This is a genomic window from Bacillus sp. cl96, assembly GCF_900100505.1.
Lineage (GTDB): Bacteria > Bacillota > Bacilli > Bacillales > Bacillaceae_G > Bacillus_A > Bacillus_A cereus.
Genome location: NZ_FNDM01000005.1, coordinates 45623 through 62517, shown reverse-complemented (window position 1 = coordinate 62517; position 16895 = coordinate 45623). Strand labels below are relative to the sequence as shown.

Below are 16895 nucleotides of genomic sequence, written 5' to 3'. Positions count from 1 at the left end.
AATGTATGGTAAAATGTAATTAGGTTATTAAAAGATAAACATTACAAAATGATAAGAGGAGTGATTGTATGAGTACGAAAACAAATGTTGTTGAAGTATTAAACAAGCAGGTAGCAAACTGGAATGTGTTATATGTTAAACTACATAATTATCACTGGTATGTGACAGGGCCACACTTCTTTACATTACATGAGAAATTTGAAGAGTTTTATAATGAGGCTGGAACGTATATTGATGAGTTAGCAGAACGTATTTTAGCTTTAGAAGGTAAACCATTAGCGACAATGAAAGAATATCTCGCAACATCTAGTGTCAGCGAAGGGACAAGCAAAGAATCTGCAGAAGAAATGGTGCAAACATTAGTGAATGATTATTCTGCACTTATTCAAGAATTAAAAGAAGGTATGGAAGTTGCAGGTGAAGCTGGTGATGAAACATCAGCTGACATGCTGTTAGCAATTCATACAACATTAGAACAGCATGTATGGATGCTAAGTGCATTCTTAAAATAACGATAAATATAATAGAAACCCATTGAAAAATTATTTCAATGGGTTTTTTTATGATTTTTCAGTTTTCTTTTATGCTATAATATAGTAAAAAGGAGGCGATGCGATGTTTCGCTTTTTCAGAACTGGAAAAGAAGAGCGGGAAATTACGAAAGATGAATTAGAACAAGCGATGGCTCAGTTTTTAGAAACGAATGCTAATATCGTTTATACAGTATTAGTAAATGAAGATTATACAGTAAATTATGATTTGTTAAAACCGTATTTACCTGCATTTCCAACAAATGATTTTCTCATAACGAAGGAAACGCTTGAGGTATTTGAACATACAGCAGAAAATTTAAGCCTAGTGAAAGAAATTGATGTCGTACAAAAAGCAGTAGACCAATACGTAACAGAAAAAGAAATGTTCCCAATTGTTGAAGGTAGCGAAGATCGCCTCATATGCGGAATGAAGCTAGGACCTTACTTAAATCGTAGCTTAAAAAGAGACTTATATATTTCAGAAAAACATTATTTAGTTTCAAGTAAACCAGATAGAAAAAAACAAAAGAGCGGGTACATGTAATGAAAACAACAATACATATATTGTTGTCTTTTTTTGTTTTTTAAAATATTGATTTTTCAGTCTATTATTATTTATACTAAATGTATTGGACAGGGAAGAGTAACTATTAAGCATCATTTTGAGAATAAGGTATTGTTAGCGTGGGTTATACAAAGTGGTATAAAGATTCGCAAAAAATATTATAAAAGGTTTCGGGGGAATTGGTACATGAAAAATAGCATGACTTACATTCAATTATTAAATGAAACGTTACGTTGTTATGCAAATAAAGGAAGTTTTGAAGCGTACAATTATATAATGGAAAACGCTACAGGTGTAATAGGGAATGAGGCGCAAATATATAATTTTAAGTATGCACTCGCAAGTGCATCGGGACTTGAAAAAGAAGCATTACATTTAATGAGAGAGGCCATTATAGAAAAGGGATTCTGGTATGGAAATGAGTATTTAATTTCCGACGAAGATTTAAAATCACTACATAAATTTGAAGAATTTCATACAATGGTGCAATTATGTAATGAAAGAGAAGAATTAGCACATAAAAAGGAAAGACCAGATGTGAAATATATATACAGCAAGAAAGAAGGAAATCTACTACTTACATTGCACGGTGACCAAGAAAATATTCAAATAGTAGAGCCATATTGGAAATCAGTTTTGACACAAGATTACACGTTAGCTTTACCACAGTCTTCACAAATTCAGTTTTCAGATGGATTTGTTTGGGATGATATAGAGAGAGGGAAAGAAGAATTAAAAGGGCATTACAATAAGTTTATAGAAAACCATACAGTAGAAAATGTAATCATTGGTGGTTTTTCTGCAGGGGCAAGAGTAGCTTTATATACGATTTTGCAAAAAGATATAGAGGTTGATGGTTTTGTTTTTATGGCACCATGGCTTCCCGAGATTGAAGAATGGGATGAGTTGCTAAGAGTGCTGCAGGATAAACATATAAAAGGATATATAGTATGCGGGGATCAAGATGAAGATTGTTTCGAATCCACGCAGCAATTTGTACAACTATTAAGAGAGAAGAATATAGAACATAAGTATAAAGTTGTCCCTGACTTAGATCATGATTATCCTATTAACTTTGAAGAGCTATTAAAAGAAGCTATTGAATATATAGGAAATGAAAACAATAAGTAGTAAGAAAAAGAGATGCATCATATGTGATGCATCTCTTTTTAGAATTATAAATTAAAAGCATTTGCTAATAAGCGATAAGACTTTAATTTATGTTCAAATTGATGAGTAATCGTGACAATCATAAATTCGTCAGTATTGTATGCTTTGCTTAAGTTTATTATTTTTTCTTTTACAGAAGACGGATCACCAACAATCATACGTTGACGATTTTCTTTTATACGGAATAAATCATAAGCGCTGTATGAATAATTTTGAGCAGTTTCAATAGAAGGTGTACCAGTAGTTCGTTTTCCTTGCTCTAATAATAAGATTGATAAATCTAAACTAGAAGCAATTTTTTCCGCTTCTTCATTTGTTTCTCCGCATATAACAAAAATGGCAACGATTGAATTAGGCTTATCTCCTAAAAATGAAGGCTGATATTGTTCTTGGTAAGCCCTCATAACTTCAGGGCCTCCAAAGCCATTAATAAATTGCGCAAATGCGAAAGAAGCTCCGTTGTTTGCAGCAATTTTAGCGCTCTCTCCGCTAGAACCGAGCATCCACATTTCAGGAGATGTTGGGATAACTGGAGTGGCTTTTAAGTTTGCATAGTGATGGTTTTCTGGTACTTGATCATGTAAGTACATTGCAACGTCTGCAATTTGTTCTGGATATTGATCAAGTGAGACCATTTTCCCTTCTTGAAGTGCGCGAGTTGCTATTGGCATACCACCAGGAGCTCTACCAACACCGAGATCGATGCGGTTCGGATACAGTGCTTCTAGAACACGGAAATTCTCAGCAACTTTATATGGGCTATAATGCGGTAACATAACACCACCTGAACCGACTCTAATACGGTCCGTTTTCGCGGCAATATGAGAAATAAGTATTTCTGGACTTGAACCAGCTAAGCTTACGGAATTATGATGTTCGGATACCCAAAAACGTGTGAATCCGAGTTTTTCAACTTCTTGTGCAAGCGTAACTGTATGTGAAAAAGCTTGGGCTGCTGTGCTACCATCTGAAATAGGTGATTGGTCTAATACACTTAACTTGATCATAGAATATACCTCTCAATCTTAATGTACATCCTATTATATATTTACTTATGAAAAATGCGTAGTGAAATGCTCAAAATGAAAAGCGGATAATCCTATTTCCGCTTTTAATGAGAAAATCCGCGTTCATAATGATTCATTTCAACCAGATTTAAAATATATTCATAGTTGTCAATTTCACATTTTAGCTGTTCACGTTCTTTTTCAGATAGTGTCATATTGCTAAGTTTTTTACATAAGTTTTGTTTCTTTAATTCTAAATGCTTTTTTGTAGCGTGGTAATCATAAGTATGTTTCATTTTTTAGTCACTCCTTCGTGCGGTTGCTATATTATACGAAGCATAAAGAAATATGAAATCTGTCTCTTATGTACTTTTAGTGAATATTCAAATTGCAATGGTGTTATGTTTATGGGGATGTATGAATAAAATGCACTAAACCACTAACGTCCATTTGATGAAGTAAGGGGTGGAATTGTGCAGAAAGATATAATGTATAACACTGAAATGGATGAAGCGTTAAAAGTTATAGATAAAGGATTGAAGAAGACGACAAATCCAAAACAAATTATTGTAGTGGGAGCTGGTATGGCTGGATTAGTTTCAGCATCTTTATTAAAGGCTGCAGGACATGATGTGAAAATTTTTGAAGCAAATAACCGGGTAGGTGGCCGTATAGAAACGGTTAGAATGGAAGATACCGGATTATATTTAGATGTTGGAGCAATGAGGATTCCATATTCGCATACATTAACGATGACATATATAAGAAAATTTGGGCTACAGGTGAGACCTTTTATTAATAGAAATGAGACGGATATTATATACGTAAATGGACGGAAAACGACGTTAAAACAATATGAAAAAGATCCAAGTATTCTAAGATATCCTGTGGAAATGAATGAAGTTGGAAAAACGTCAGAGGAATTATTATTGTTAGCGGTACAGCCCATTATAAATTTTATAAAAAAGAACCCAGAAAAAAATTGGGACGTTGTAGTAAAGGATTTTGGAAGATACTCTACTGGGCAATTTTTAAAGTATCATCCTTATCAGTATAATACTTACTTTTCGCCAGTAACAATTGAGATGATTGGTGTTCTATTAGATTTAGAAGGTTTTTTGGAACGGTCGTTTGTAGAGACTTTACGCTTTCTATACATTATGCAAGAGGAGAGCGGATTTTGTGAAATTGTGGGCGGGAATGATAGATTACCAAAGTCATTTTTACCGCAATTAGAAGAAAATATTATATATAATCAAAAATTAATGAAGTTACATCAACACGATAATGGTGTGACAGCTTTCTATCGGAACGAGGAAACTTTTGAATATAGCAGTATTACAGGAGATTTAGTTATTGTTACCATTCCGTTTTCGACAATGCGTTTTGTAGAAGTAGATCCGTTTGATTCTATATCTCATGAAAAATGGAAAGCAATTCGTGAATTACATTATATGCCTGCGACGAAAATAGGAATTCAATTTAAAAGCCGATTTTGGGAAGAACAAGGACAATTAGGTGGCAGAATTATAACAGATTTGCCAATTCGTTATGCCTATTATCCAAGTTATGGAATTGGTGAGAAAGGACCGGCTATGATGTTAGGTAGCTATACATGGTCTTATGATGCATTGTTATGGGATGGTTTATCGAAAGGTGATCGTATTTATTACGCATTACACAACTTAGCAACAATATTAGGTGGTCAAGTGTATGATGAGTTTATATCTGGAATATCAAAAAGCTGGACATTGGATCCGTATGCGCTTGGAGGATTTGCACTTTTTCAAGCAGGTCAAGAATCTGAGCTGCAACCAGCGATTGTCAAACCAGAGGGGAGAATATTCTTCGCTGGAGATCATACAACGCTATATCACGGATGGATTCAAGGTGCGATTGAATCTGGAATTCGTGTAGCGGCGGAAGTGAATGAGTAAAAGGTTTTTAATTCAGAAAATTCTTTACTATATAACTTGAGATGGATATTATTATATATAAAAGAATTATGGGGAGTGTTTACAGTGAATCCGTTATTATTCGATTTTCCTTCTGAATTTTATACTGACAGGCTTTTTATTCGAATGCCGAAACCAGGAGATGGTAAAGTTGTATATGATGCAATTCAGGCTTCAATACAAGAACTGAAACCTTGGATGGTGTTTGCACAAAAAGAGCAAACAGAGCAAGAAATAGAAGAAAGTATTAGAAAATCACATATTCAATTTTTGCAACGTGAGGATTTAAGATTACTAGTATTTTCGAAAGAAACAGGTGAATTTATTGCTTCAGCCGGATTACATCGTATTAATTGGGATATACCTCAATTTGAAATCGGATATTGGATTGATACAAGGTTTAGCGGAAAAGGCTATATGGTAGAGGCTGCGAAAGGTATAACGGATTACGCTTTTTCTGAATTGAAAGCAAACCGTGTAGAAATTCGTTGTGATTCTTTAAATAAGAAGAGTAGAGCGATACCTGAGAAATTAGGCTTTAAGTTAGAAGGTACGTTAGAAAGTGCGAGTGTTGCGGTAGATGGAAATGGATTAAGGGATATGTGTGTATTTGCCATGACTAGAAATACATATAAAAAAGAAGAGCTGTAAAGAAACAGCTCTTCTTTTTGTGTATTATGGTACAGGATGTCCATTAGAGCTTTCGAAAATTGTAAACCATTGTTGACGATCTAAGTTAACGTTTGTAGCAAGAGCGGCCGTTTTTACGCGATCTAATTTACCAGAGCCAACGATTGGCATCATATTAGCTGGATGAGCAAGTAACCAAGCATACATAACCGTATCGATACTAGAAACACCTAGCTCAGTAGCAACTTTTTGCATAGTTTCGCGTACACGTACGGCACGTTCGGATTGACCAGTAAAAATTTCCCCACCAGCAAGAGGTGACCAAATCATTGGATTGATTCGTTTTTCTTGGCATAAATCAATTGTCCCTTTTTCAAAATGCTCAAGCTGCAATGCAGAAACTTCAATTTGGTTCGTAATAAGCGGGAAATCTAAGTACGAACTTAACATATTAAATTGTGAAGGTAAGAAGTTAGATACACCGAAGTGACGAACTTTTCCTTCTTGTTTTAATTGTGAAAAGGCTTTTGCCACTTCATTTGGATCCATAAAAGGATCGGGACGATGAATAAGTAATACGTCAATATAATCTGTATGTAAATTTTTAAGTGATGCTTCTACACTTTGCATAATATGCTCTGCACTAGTATTGTAGTGAGCCACATATCGCTCTGGAAATTTCGGTGATGGGGGAGCGATTCCACACTTTGTAATAATTTGCATGTTTTCTCGTAAGGAAGGCTTTAATTGTAAAGCTTCGCCAAATAACCCTTCACATGTATATGCGCCGTAAATATCAGCGTGATCAAAAGTAGTAATTCCCATATCCATACAATCTTCAATGAAAGAAAGTAATTCTTGTTTCGTCATATTCCATTCTGCTAAACGCCAAAATCCTTGAATAATACGAGAGAATTCTAGCGTTTCATTCATTTGAACTCGTTCCATTATAAGTACCCCCTTGATGAATAATTATTATTTTGAAAAGGCTTTCTTAATACGTATTATTATATAGTTTGGGGGGTGTACATACAATAAATATGTTTTGCTAAAAAAATGATTTTCTCTATATGCTATAATGTAGAAACATATAGCTAGAAGGAGATGTACGAAATGATTCCAGTAACAATATTAACTGGTTTTCTTGGATCGGGGAAAACGACATTATTAAATCGTATTTTATCAGAAAATCACGGTAAGAAATTAGCGGTGATTGTAAATGAAATAGGGCAAATTGGCATTGATAATCAGTTGATTATGAATGTGGAAGAAGAAATTATGGAAATGACAAATGGCTGTTTATGCTGTACTGTACGTGAAGATTTACTCGTTGCTTTAAAACAGTTACTGGACGTAAAAGCGGAAGGGAAAATGGATTTTGATGGTTTAGTAATTGAAACGACTGGCCTTGCAAATCCAGGCCCGATTATTCAAACATTCTTTTTAGATCCAGTCATTCAATCTGCTTACCAAATTAACGGTGTTGTAACGGTAGTAGATAGTTATCATATACATAAACATTTTGAAAAAGGATTAGAAGCAAAAGAGCAAATTGCGTTTGCTGATGTCGTTTTAGTAAATAAATTAGATTTAATTGAAGAGAATGAGAAAGAAAATCTCTTGCATGAAATTCAAGGAATTAACCCGACTGCAAAGTTAATTGAGGCGACTAACTGTGAGGTAGATATACCATCTTTATTACAAATCCAAACGTTTAAAACGAAAGATACGTTGCAAATTTACCCTCATAAAGAACATAACCACTTAGAAGGTGTGAAATCATTTGTATTACGTGAAGAACGTCCGCTGGATTTACAAAAGCTTAATGAGTGGATGTCAGCTGTCGTTCAAGAGCTAGGGGAATATTTATATCGTTACAAAGGAATTTTATCGATAGATGGAGTAGATAAACGTATCGTTTTCCAAGGTGTACATACGTTATTTGCTGCTTCGTACGATAGAGAGTGGCAAGAGGGAGAAGAGCGAGTAAGTGAAGTAGTTTTTATCGGAAGAGATATTAATAAAGAGTGGTTCCAAGAACATTTCGAGGAGTGTGTGAAATAAGTCTGCGTAAATTGTAGGCTTATTTTTTATGAGCACTCTATTAGATTGTAAAACAGAATTAAATAAGGGAAAGAAACTAAAAATTGATAACTGTATAATAAAAAGCCTGTTTTCACAGGCTTGTATTTTCGTCTATTAGTAACTCCATTACAACACCTACAACTGGACCTTCATCATCAATATCCCCATTTAAGCGGAAACCAAATGATTCATACAGTCCCATTGCAAGTTTGTTGTCTGGATGTAAACTTAAGTAAATTATTTTACATTCAAATTTTTCTTGTAAGAATTGAATGAGTAAGCGAAGGAAACGTTTTGCGTATCCTTTTCCTTGATATTGTTGGTCAATCATAAAGCGATCGAGCCATACACTTTTATGTTTTACTGAATACCATCCATACATTGCGTATCCTACAAGTGTTTCGCCATCATATAAACCTACTGACGTTCCGTTTCCTTCATATAATGATTCTGCTAAAGAAAACGCGTTACTTTCAATAAATTGTTGCTGGTCTTTTGCGACGTCTAAAGCAACTACTGAACGCCAATTTTTTGCTGTTACTTCACAAATGTGAAGATTCATAATTCCAACTCACCTTCTAAATTAATATAGCTTTCAAGCTAATATGGATAATTTTACTTGTTATTTTGGTCAAGTCAAGGATAAATACATAAAAAGGCAGCTGAATAACAGATTCAGCTGCCTAGAAAATATAATGGATTAGTTTGTTGCTTCTTTCAATGTATTTACGTTTTCTTCCATTAAAGTGAAGTAATCTTTATTATTTTTTGCATCATCTTCAGAAATAGTAGCTAAGTGATTTAAGCGTAAAACTTTTGTACCAGTTTCTTTTTGAATTACGGATGCTACTTTTGGAGTAGAGAACGTTTCGAATAAAATATATTTTAGATTATGTTCTTTTACTGTTTTTGTAATGTCAGCAAGCTGCTTTTGAGATGGTTCATCAGAAGCTGAAATTCCAGCGATAGGAATTTGTTTTAGGCCGTATCGTTGTTCCCAGTAACCATAGGCAGCATGAGAAACTAAAATTTCTTTCGTTTTTGCGTTCGCTACAGCTGCCTTAAATCCATCGTCTAAATCAGTAAATTTAGTTTGAAGTGCTGCAAAGTTTTTTTCGAATTCTTTTTTATGTTCAGGTTGTAATTCTACAAGTGCATTTTTAATTTTTTCTGCTTGTTTCATTGCTAGAGTAGGATCTAACCAAACATGTGGGTCTTTATCGTGATGATGTTCATCTTCTTTATGGCCATCTCCATGATCATGATGCTCTTCTTCAGTAGAAGCACGAAGCTCAATACCTTTAGATGCATTTACAATTTTAACATTTTCTTTTTGTAATGTTTTTTCCATTTTTTCAGCAAATGGTTCTAATTCAGCGCCGTTATAAACAAATAAATCGGCTTTTGCAACTTGTACTGTTTGTTTTTGACTTGGTTCAAATGTATGTGAATCTGCACCAGGTGGGTAAATTGCTTCAACATTTACATAGTCGCCACCAATTTTCTTTGCGAAATCAGCAAGTGGGAAAATCGTTGTATAAACTGTTAGCTTTCCATCTTTCTTGGCATTACTTTCTTTTTTATTTGAGCAGCCAGCGAAAATTAAGGTAAAAATAAGTAAGAATGAAAATATAGTCAATCTTTTAGGCATGAAGTTCTCCTCTTTTCTTTTTTACGGATATATTTTCCCCAATTATAGAAGAAAAATATCATTTTAATACAAAACGGAATAATTACGTTTTAGTTTGCGAACTTAGTATAATACATCTTTAATAAAGTTGCAATAAATAATAATCATTCCGATTTGTTTTTGTTATAAAGTTGTCAAATATAGGTGTATTATTTTTGCAAATGCATGCATATGTGACAACGCTGTTTTCATATATTGAAAAGGAGGTAAAGAGGGGGATGAGCGCTTGGGTTACTTAATGGAAGCTATTTTATTAATATTAGCGGTAGTATTGCCATTATCTTTCGTATTAATTTTTTTAAGAAGATTAATAAGTAATTTAGGGGACGCTACAACAATAACGAAATTACAAGAGAGAGATGAGAAAAAAGAGTGAGTAAAGCACTATGCGTACGCATAGTGTTTTACTTGTGGTAAAATAAGAGCAGGAAACTCCTAAAGGTTGTATTTTACTGAAGGAGAGAAAAGTAAAATAAGAGGTATATGCATATATGAATAAGCGAACAGCGTTAATACTTGGTGCAAGTGGTTTAGTTGGACAAGAGATAACGCGTCTATTACTTGAATCAGATTACTACGATTCGGTTACTATTTTTGTAAGAGAGCCAATGCAATTGCAACATGAGAAGTTACAGCAGAAACAAGTTGATTTTTCGGTATTAGAGGAATATAAAGAGTTCTTTGCTGTGGATGATGTTTTTAGTTGCTTAGGAACAACAATAAAAAAAGCAAAAACAAAAGCAAATTTTAAAAAAGTAGATTATGAATATACGTTACGAGCTGCTTGTTTAGCTGAAAAACAAGGGGTACAAAATTTCCTTGTCGTGTCTTCTATGGGAGCGAATCCTAAATCATTTTTCTTTTATTCACAAGTGAAAGGGAAAATGGAAGAAGAATTGCAAAAGTTAGTGATCGGTGGTATTCACATTTTTAGACCATCATTATTAGTAGGAAATCGACAAGAATTTCGTTTCGGCGAACAAATGGCTGAAAAGTTATCTCGTATTATTCCTTTTATTTTTAAAGGGGCTTTCAAAAAGTATAAACCAATTTCAGCTAAAGATGTGGCGAAAGGTATGTATATAACCGCGCTGCGAGAAGAATCGGGTATCCATACTTATAATTCAAATGAAATTACAACGATAGAATAAATAAAACCGAGAAGAATGACTTCTCGGTTTTATTTATTCGTATGAATTTTTCCTGGTGCTCGCTTATATTGATATGGTTCTTGCAATTCAAAGCCAAGTTCATTGGCCGCTATTCTTGGGAAGTACGGATTGCGAAGTAACTCACGTCCGATAAAAATTAAATCTGCTTCGTTATTATTTAAAATTTGCTCTGCTTGTGACCCAGTCGTAATCAATCCCACTGCACCAGTTGCAATCTTAGTATGCTCTTTAATATGTTTGGCGTATTGTACTTGGTAACCGGGATACACATCAATATGTGCTGGTACAACTGCACCAGAACTACAATCGATTAAATCTATTCCCTGTTCTTTCATCCACTTTGTATACTGAACGTAATCTTGAACCGTTAGCCCGTCAGGGTGATAATCATTTGCTGAAATACGAACGAATATTGGTCCGTCCCAAACTTCATTTACAGAGTCGATAATTTCGCGTAAGAAACGATAGCGGTTTTCAGGTGAGCCGCCGTATTTATCCGTTCGTTTATTAGTAAGTGGTGATAGGAATTCATTGATAAGGTAACCGTGAGCGCCATGTAATTCGATAACATCAAATCCGGCTTGTTTTGAACGTAACGCGGCCCTCTGAAAAGCTAATATAGTCTCTTTGATTTGCTGTATATTCATTTCTACTGGTATCTTCATCTTATCATTAAAAGGAATTGCAGAAGGAGCGAAAGCATTCGTATCTAATTCAGCTTTTCTTCCGGCGTGAGCGAGTTGAATGGCAGCTTTTGCGCCGTTATCATGTATAAAAGTAGTCGTTTTATGTAAGCCTTCAATTAGGTTGTCATCCCAAATACCTAAGTCTTTGTTAGAAATTCGTCCTTCAGCTAACACCGCAGTTGCTTCAACCATAACTAAACCTACTTGGCCAGCAGCGCGAGTTCCATAATGAATGAGATGAAAATTCGTAACGCTGCCATCCTCATTCCCCGATGAATACATACACATAGGCGACATAACGATACGATTTTTTAGTGTAACGTTCTTAATTGTATAAGGTGAAAAAAGCTTGGGATTCATCAAATAGCCTCCTTGATTGAATTTTCTTATATTTTACCATTCTCTTTTTTGTTTCTCTAATAAAACGCTTATACGAAAAATTTTGTATATTCGTGTTACAATGACTAATATGAACTGAATTGGAGGATGGCATATGTACCAGGCTTATTATGAAAGCGAAGTAGGTTTGCTTGAAATTACAGCGAATCAAGAAGGAATTACGTCTGTTATATTTGTTGATGAACGACAAGAAGAAAATAAAAATGAAATGATAGAACAATGTATAAATGAGTTAGATGAATATTTTAAAGGGAAAAGAAAAGAGTTTACGGTCCCGCTGTCTGCGGAGGGAACAGCATTTCAAAAAAATGTATGGGATGCACTTTATACTATTCCATACGGCGTAAGTGCTTCATATTTAGATATTGCAGAGAAAGTTGGAAATATAAAAGCTGTACGGGCAATAGGAGGGGCAAATAGTCGGAATCCAATTTCAATAATTGTTCCATGTCACCGTGTAATAGGAAAGAGTGGAAAGCTTGTTGGATATGCTGGTGGTTTATGGAGGAAAGAGTGGTTATTAAAACACGAAGGTATTTTGAAATGACGTATGGATGGGAAGAGGGATTGTTTTGAAATGTATAAATTGTGGGCAACCTTGCGGGGAGGAACAGTTAAATTGTGCAAGTTGTCAGCGAAACTTGGATAATGAACAAGAGGAAGGTAGCTCGTTAATAGATAAAGAACTGGAAGTATATGTAGGGAGACAATATCCGTATTACAAAAGGAAATGGAATCTTGAGAATAAGCGGATTGCTAGGTGGAGCTGGAATGGTTGGGCTGCTGTCTTCAATATAGGCTGGCTAGGATATCGTAAGTATTATGTACCAGCTGCTTTATTTATGTTGTTATTAGTAGCGTGTGATGCATTTTCGTATTATATGGGATTTAATGTAGCGTTGCCAATCATTAATATGGTGCCTCTTACGTTTTTATTACTCATTTTTATTCTGTTTGGAATGGGGATTTTTGCAAATGGATTATACTATCAATTTGCGGAAAGACGTATATACCGAATAAAAGCAAGAGAAATAAAAGATAAATCAGTTGAAAACTATCTAATCAATGATAGCGGCGGAACGAGCAAAATGGGAGCGACAATTGTTACTATTTTAGCAGTTGCTAGCATATTTTTTAGCCATTTCTTTTTTCCGACTGATCGAGACGTTATTCAAAAGGTTCGTACAAGCTCGCTTTATGAATATCCTTTCTTTTCAATAGGTGAATCTTTTGAAAATTATTTTCAAAATTCAGGTTGGATATATTATCGTGGAACGGAAGGGTTAGAATTAGTAGAATTCCAAGGGTATAACACCGGAACGCCAAGACAAAAGGTGAAGATTCAATTTGTTGTCGATTATAAATTAGGTGAAGTGGAACCATACTCACTTATGGTTAATGGTGAATCTAAAACTGAAGAAGAGTTTTTGAAGCTGATGGAAGAAATATTTAAAGTTCAAAATCCATTTGATATAGAGGATGGATTACAAGTAAATGCTATTCAAGAAAGCGGCTGGAAAGAAATTTCCGATCGCTTTTTTCTATGTTTGTTAAAATAAATATTTAAAATAATCAGAATCTTTTGTATAATGAAATATATTATATAGGATTTAACTTATACATATAGATTGGGGGAAGGAAGAATGAAGAGAAAGACAACAACAATTGCTGCACTTGCGTTAACGACGAGTGTATTGGTTGCAGGATGTGGGAATGGTGAGAAGGCTTCGACAACGAAGAAAGAATCGAATAAGGGAATGGCCGATAAACAAGTTTTAAATTTGCTAGAAACAGCTGAAATTCCTTCAATGGATACATCTAAATCAACAGATTCTGTATCTTTCCGTGTATTTGTAAATGCAATGGAAGGTTTATATCGTCTAGATAAAGATAATAAACCAACACCAGGTATGGCAAAAGATGTGAAGATTAGTGAAGATAAAAAGACATATACATTTGAATTACGTGATGCGAAATGGTCAAATGGTGATCCAGTTCGAGCACAAGATTTTGTATATGCATGGCAACGTACATTAGATAAAGCATTAGCGGCAGAATATGCATTCATTTTATTTGATGTGAAAAATGCACAGAAAGTAAATAAAGGTGAATTACCAGCAGATCAATTGGGTGTTAAAGCGAAGGATGATAAAACGTTGGTAGTAGAATTAGAGCAACCAGCACCTTATTTTCTTGAGCTTACGTCGTTCCCTACATTTTTCCCATTAAATGAAAAATATGTGAAAGAGCAAGGAGATAAATACGGATTAGAAGCAGATAAATTATTATATAATGGACCATTTACAATGAGTCAATGGAAACATGAACAAAATTATCAGTTGAAGAAAAATCCTAATTATTGGGATAAAGATACTGTAAAATTAGACGAAATTAATGTAAGTATTGTGAAGGAAACAAGCACGGGAGTAAATTTATATGATAGTGATCAAGCAGATCGAGTTATTTTAACTTCTGAATTTGTTGATAAATATAAAAAGAATAAGCCAGATGAATTTAAAACGAAGTTAGATCCACGCATATATTTCTTGCGTTTTAACCAAAAAAATGCAACATTTAAAAACCAAAAAGTACGTGAAGCGATTGATTTAGCATACGATAAAAAAGGAATTGCTGATGTCATTTTAAATGACGGTTCATTGCCAGCATATTTCTTAGTACCTGAAAAATTTACGACAGGTCCGGATGGAAAAGATTTCCGCTCTGTAAATAAAAACTTCCGTGATAGTAAAGATAATGCAGAGAAAGCAAAAAAATTATGGGAAGAAGCGAAGAAAGAGCTTGGTCAAGATACAATTACGGTTGAATTACTAAATGATGATAACGGTAGCCGTAAAAAAGTGGGCGACTTTATTAAGGAAGAACTAGAGAAAAACTTGCCTGGTATTAAAGTGAATTTGAAACAGCAACCATACAAGCAGAAGCTAGATTTAGAAAAGAAATTCCAATACGAATTCTCATTATCTGCATGGAGCCCTGATTATCCGGATCCAATGACTTATATTGATATGTTTGTTACTGGAAGCTCATTTAATGAAATGGATTATTCTAATCCGAAGTATGATGATTTAGTAGCGAAATCAAAAGGAGAGCTATTAAAAGATGATAAAGCACGCTGGAATGCACTTGCGGAAGCTGAAAAAATCTTAATTGGTCAAGACGCAGCAATTTCTCCTACGTACCAACAAAGTACAGCTTATTTAGAGAAGCCGTTTGTAAAAGGCATTGCTAACCATACGTTTGGCGGGGACTTCAGTTATAAATGGGCATATATTACAAAAAAATAGTATAATGAAAGGTGAGTGAATTTTCGCTCATCTTTTATTTGTATAAGGAGGAATTATAGTTGTTAAGGGGAATCAATCATATTTGTTTTTCGGTATCTAATTTAGAAAACTCTATTATGTTTTATGAAAAAGTATTAGAAGGAGAATTATTAGTTAAAGGAAGAAAATTGGCTTATTTTAACATATGTGGAGTATGGATAGCGCTTAATGAAGAGACGCATATTCCGAGAAATGAGATTCATCAATCTTATACGCACATTGCATTTTCTGTTGAAAAAGAAGACTTTAAATGTCTAATACAGCGATTAGAAGAAAATGATGTTCATATTTTACAAGGAAGAGAACGTGATGTAAGAGATTGCGAATCTATATACTTTGTTGATCCTGACGGTCATAAATTTGAGTTTCACTCAGGGACACTGCAAGACCGTTTAAATTATTATAGAGATGAGAAACCTCATATGACATTTTATTAGGGAGGGATAGCATTTGCATGCACTTGTAATTGGTGGAACAGGAATGCTAAAGAAAGTTTCTATGTGGCTTTGTGAGAAAGGATTTTATGTTTCTATTATCGGGCGAGATGAAGTGAAATTAGAAAATGTTAAGCGAATGAGTTCTGCACCAGAAAATATTACATGCCTTTCGTTAGATTATCATAATGATGAAGATGTAAAGCTAGCTATTAAAAGTACAATTGAGAAAAATGGCCCAATCACATTAGTTGTTGCATGGGTACACACAAGTGCAAAGCATGTACTATCAAATATTTGTAAAGAACTAGATTTGTCGTCTAAAACATATAGTTTATTTCATATTTTAGGTAGTAAAGCATCACGTATGCCTGCACAAAAAATAGGGAGTACGCGATGTATTTATCATAGAATTATTTTAGGTTTTATTTTAGAAGATACATATGGAAGATGGCTTACTCATGAAGAGATAGCTGATGGAGTTATAAAAGGGATTGAAAGTAAACGAGCGGAGTGGATTGTAGGGAGAGTTGAACCGTGGGAATTACGACCAACATGGTGAGGAGGAGTAAGAAATGAAAACAACTATATATGTAACAAGGCATGGTGAAACAGAGTGGAATGTAGCGAAGCGAATGCAGGGACGGAAAAATTCTGCTTTAACTGAAAATGGTATAGTTCAGGCGAAACAATTAGGGAATCGAATGAAAGATTTACCAATCCATGCGATCTATAGTAGTCCGAGCGAAAGAACACTTCATACGGCAGAGTTAATAAAGGGGGAACGTGATATACCCATTATAGCGGATGAGCATTTCTATGAAATCAACATGGGTATATGGGAAGGACAAACAATCGCGGATATAGAAAAGCAATTTCCAGAAGAAGTACATCTGTTTTGGAATGAGCCACATCTTTTTCAGTCAACATCAGGCGAAAATTTTGAGGCCGTTTATGAAAGAGTAATTGAAGGGATGCAGCTTCTTTTAGAGAAGCATAAAGGACAAAACATATTGATTGTTTCTCATGCGGCAGCAGCAAAATTACTTGTAGGGCATTTCGCGGGAATTGAAATAGAAAATGTGTGGGATGATCCATTTATGCATAGTGCCAGTTTGAGCATAATAGAATTTGAAGAGGGTATTGGTAAAGTGAAACAATTTGCAGATATAAGTCACTTTCAATAAATGTAAAAAAGGCCGCAAAACGGCCTTTTTTGGGTGGT

The 16895-nt window shown here is 34.5% G+C and carries 20 protein-coding genes; 14 read left to right on the top strand and 6 right to left on the bottom strand.

Features of this window, described 5'->3' with window-relative positions:
* Positions 1 to 68: 68 nt before the first annotated feature.
* The 3 genes from BLT20_RS12865 (at position 69) to BLT20_RS12855 (ending at position 2229) form a co-directional block, all read left to right on the top strand.
* The gene (locus BLT20_RS12865; protein WP_000105199.1) at positions 69 to 512 is read left to right on the top strand and encodes a Dps family protein; all 444 of its coding nucleotides are present in this window, start codon (positions 69 to 71) and stop codon (positions 510 to 512) included.
* Positions 513 to 615: 103 nt separating this feature from the next.
* The gene (locus tag BLT20_RS12860) at positions 616 to 1077 is read left to right on the top strand and encodes a DUF3939 domain-containing protein (protein WP_000488211.1); all 462 of its coding nucleotides are present in this window, start codon (positions 616 to 618) and stop codon (positions 1075 to 1077) included.
* 207 nt (positions 1078 to 1284) lie between these two features.
* Complete coding sequence (locus BLT20_RS12855) at positions 1285 to 2229, top strand: alpha/beta hydrolase (protein ID WP_000798324.1); 945 nt, start codon at positions 1285 to 1287, stop codon at positions 2227 to 2229.
* 44 nt (positions 2230 to 2273) lie between these two features.
* On the opposite strand, the gene BLT20_RS12850 is transcribed toward BLT20_RS12855, so the two are convergent.
* Both BLT20_RS12850 and BLT20_RS12845 read right to left on the bottom strand, forming a co-directional pair.
* Positions 2274 to 3275 (bottom strand): LLM class flavin-dependent oxidoreductase, encoded by a 1002-nt coding sequence (locus tag BLT20_RS12850; RefSeq protein ID WP_000594045.1) that lies wholly within the window; start codon positions 3273 to 3275, stop codon positions 2274 to 2276.
* Between the two features lie 104 nt (positions 3276 to 3379).
* Positions 3380 to 3571 (bottom strand): DUF3896 family protein, encoded by a 192-nt coding sequence (locus BLT20_RS12845; RefSeq protein WP_000683364.1) that lies wholly within the window; start codon positions 3569 to 3571, stop codon positions 3380 to 3382.
* 177 nt (positions 3572 to 3748) lie between these two features.
* Here BLT20_RS12845 and BLT20_RS12840 point away from each other — a divergent pair, with 177 nt between their 5' ends.
* The gene (locus tag BLT20_RS12840) at positions 3749 to 5212 is read left to right on the top strand and encodes a flavin monoamine oxidase family protein (protein WP_001168128.1); all 1464 of its coding nucleotides are present in this window, start codon (positions 3749 to 3751) and stop codon (positions 5210 to 5212) included.
* A gap of 84 nt (positions 5213 to 5296) precedes the next feature.
* A complete protein-coding gene (locus BLT20_RS12835; protein WP_001068745.1) occupies positions 5297 to 5881 on the top strand; it encodes a GNAT family N-acetyltransferase in 585 nt (194 codons plus the stop codon).
* 24 nt (positions 5882 to 5905) lie between these two features.
* Here BLT20_RS12835 and BLT20_RS12830 read toward each other — a convergent pair whose 3' ends face one another.
* Positions 5906 to 6808 carry an aldo/keto reductase gene (locus BLT20_RS12830; RefSeq protein ID WP_000442816.1) on the bottom strand — a complete coding sequence of 301 codons (903 nt, stop codon included), beginning with the start codon at positions 6806 to 6808 and terminating at the stop codon, positions 5906 to 5908.
* A gap of 165 nt (positions 6809 to 6973) precedes the next feature.
* Between BLT20_RS12830 and BLT20_RS12825 the strand changes: the two genes are divergently transcribed.
* A complete protein-coding gene (locus BLT20_RS12825) occupies positions 6974 to 7924 on the top strand; it encodes a CobW family GTP-binding protein (protein WP_000613422.1) in 951 nt (316 codons plus the stop codon).
* A 112-nt stretch (positions 7925 to 8036) separates the two neighbouring features.
* Here BLT20_RS12825 and BLT20_RS12820 read toward each other — a convergent pair whose 3' ends face one another.
* Entirely contained in the window at positions 8037 to 8507 is a 471-nt protein-coding gene (locus BLT20_RS12820) for a GNAT family N-acetyltransferase (RefSeq protein ID WP_001048677.1), read from the bottom strand.
* 138 nt (positions 8508 to 8645) lie between these two features.
* Positions 8646 to 9596, bottom strand: coding sequence for a metal ABC transporter substrate-binding protein (locus BLT20_RS12815; protein ID WP_001126148.1), 951 nt, complete (start codon positions 9594 to 9596; stop codon positions 8646 to 8648).
* 265 nt (positions 9597 to 9861) lie between these two features.
* Here BLT20_RS12815 and BLT20_RS30580 point away from each other — a divergent pair, with 265 nt between their 5' ends.
* Both BLT20_RS30580 and BLT20_RS12805 read left to right on the top strand, forming a co-directional pair.
* The gene (locus tag BLT20_RS30580; RefSeq protein WP_000540932.1) at positions 9862 to 10011 is read left to right on the top strand and encodes a hypothetical protein; all 150 of its coding nucleotides are present in this window, start codon (positions 9862 to 9864) and stop codon (positions 10009 to 10011) included.
* Between the two features lie 115 nt (positions 10012 to 10126).
* Positions 10127 to 10786 carry an oxidoreductase gene (locus tag BLT20_RS12805; RefSeq protein ID WP_001042735.1) on the top strand — a complete coding sequence of 220 codons (660 nt, stop codon included), beginning with the start codon at positions 10127 to 10129 and terminating at the stop codon, positions 10784 to 10786.
* Between the two features lie 29 nt (positions 10787 to 10815).
* Here BLT20_RS12805 and namA read toward each other — a convergent pair whose 3' ends face one another.
* Entirely contained in the window at positions 10816 to 11853 is a 1038-nt protein-coding gene (namA, locus tag BLT20_RS12800) for an NADPH dehydrogenase NamA (protein ID WP_001068416.1), read from the bottom strand.
* 133 nt (positions 11854 to 11986) lie between these two features.
* Between namA and BLT20_RS12795 the strand changes: the two genes are divergently transcribed.
* The 6 genes from BLT20_RS12795 (at position 11987) to BLT20_RS12770 (ending at position 16857) form a co-directional block, all read left to right on the top strand.
* The gene (locus BLT20_RS12795) at positions 11987 to 12439 is read left to right on the top strand and encodes a methylated-DNA--[protein]-cysteine S-methyltransferase (RefSeq protein ID WP_000283912.1); all 453 of its coding nucleotides are present in this window, start codon (positions 11987 to 11989) and stop codon (positions 12437 to 12439) included.
* 7 nt (positions 12440 to 12446) lie between these two features.
* Positions 12447 to 13451, top strand: coding sequence for a DUF2628 domain-containing protein (locus BLT20_RS12790; RefSeq protein ID WP_013141905.1), 1005 nt, complete (start codon positions 12447 to 12449; stop codon positions 13449 to 13451).
* Between the two features lie 84 nt (positions 13452 to 13535).
* On the top strand, positions 13536 to 15197 hold the full coding sequence (locus BLT20_RS12785) for a peptide ABC transporter substrate-binding protein (protein WP_000824276.1): 1662 nt from the start codon (positions 13536 to 13538) through the stop codon (positions 15195 to 15197).
* Between the two features lie 59 nt (positions 15198 to 15256).
* A complete protein-coding gene (locus tag BLT20_RS12780; protein WP_000943763.1) occupies positions 15257 to 15673 on the top strand; it encodes a fosfomycin resistance bacillithiol transferase FosBx1 in 417 nt (138 codons plus the stop codon).
* Positions 15674 to 15686: 13 nt separating this feature from the next.
* Positions 15687 to 16232 (top strand): short-chain dehydrogenase, encoded by a 546-nt coding sequence (locus BLT20_RS12775; protein WP_000543113.1) that lies wholly within the window; start codon positions 15687 to 15689, stop codon positions 16230 to 16232.
* 13 nt (positions 16233 to 16245) lie between these two features.
* On the top strand, positions 16246 to 16857 hold the full coding sequence (locus tag BLT20_RS12770; protein ID WP_000858827.1) for a phosphoserine phosphatase 1: 612 nt from the start codon (positions 16246 to 16248) through the stop codon (positions 16855 to 16857).
* The last annotated feature ends 38 nt before the right edge of the window (positions 16858 to 16895 follow it).

Excerpts from the sequence above, each read along its gene's own strand:
- BLT20_RS12865 (WP_000105199.1), top strand. The coding sequence starts at position 69 with ATGAGTACGAAAACAAATGTTGTTGAAGTATTAAACAAGCAGGTAGCA.
- BLT20_RS12860 (WP_000488211.1), top strand. The coding sequence starts at position 616 with ATGTTTCGCTTTTTCAGAACTGGAAAAGAAGAGCGGGAAATTACGAAA.
- BLT20_RS12855 (WP_000798324.1), top strand. The coding sequence starts at position 1,285 with ATGAAAAATAGCATGACTTACATTCAATTATTAAATGAAACGTTACGT.
- BLT20_RS12850 (WP_000594045.1), bottom strand. The coding sequence starts at position 3,275 with ATGATCAAGTTAAGTGTATTAGACCAATCACCTATTTCAGATGGTAGC.
- BLT20_RS12845 (WP_000683364.1), bottom strand. The coding sequence starts at position 3,571 with ATGAAACATACTTATGATTACCACGCTACAAAAAAGCATTTAGAATTA.
- BLT20_RS12830 (WP_000442816.1), bottom strand. The coding sequence starts at position 6,808 with ATGGAACGAGTTCAAATGAATGAAACGCTAGAATTCTCTCGTATTATT.
- BLT20_RS12825 (WP_000613422.1), top strand. The coding sequence starts at position 6,974 with ATGATTCCAGTAACAATATTAACTGGTTTTCTTGGATCGGGGAAAACG.
- BLT20_RS12820 (WP_001048677.1), bottom strand. The coding sequence starts at position 8,507 with ATGAATCTTCACATTTGTGAAGTAACAGCAAAAAATTGGCGTTCAGTA.
- BLT20_RS12815 (WP_001126148.1), bottom strand. The coding sequence starts at position 9,596 with ATGCCTAAAAGATTGACTATATTTTCATTCTTACTTATTTTTACCTTA.
- BLT20_RS12805 (WP_001042735.1), top strand. The coding sequence starts at position 10,127 with ATGAATAAGCGAACAGCGTTAATACTTGGTGCAAGTGGTTTAGTTGGA.
- namA (WP_001068416.1), bottom strand. The coding sequence starts at position 11,853 with ATGAATCCCAAGCTTTTTTCACCTTATACAATTAAGAACGTTACACTA.
- BLT20_RS12795 (WP_000283912.1), top strand. The coding sequence starts at position 11,987 with ATGTACCAGGCTTATTATGAAAGCGAAGTAGGTTTGCTTGAAATTACA.
- BLT20_RS12790 (WP_013141905.1), top strand. The coding sequence starts at position 12,447 with ATGGGAAGAGGGATTGTTTTGAAATGTATAAATTGTGGGCAACCTTGC.
- BLT20_RS12785 (WP_000824276.1), top strand. The coding sequence starts at position 13,536 with ATGAAGAGAAAGACAACAACAATTGCTGCACTTGCGTTAACGACGAGT.
- BLT20_RS12770 (WP_000858827.1), top strand. The coding sequence starts at position 16,246 with ATGAAAACAACTATATATGTAACAAGGCATGGTGAAACAGAGTGGAAT.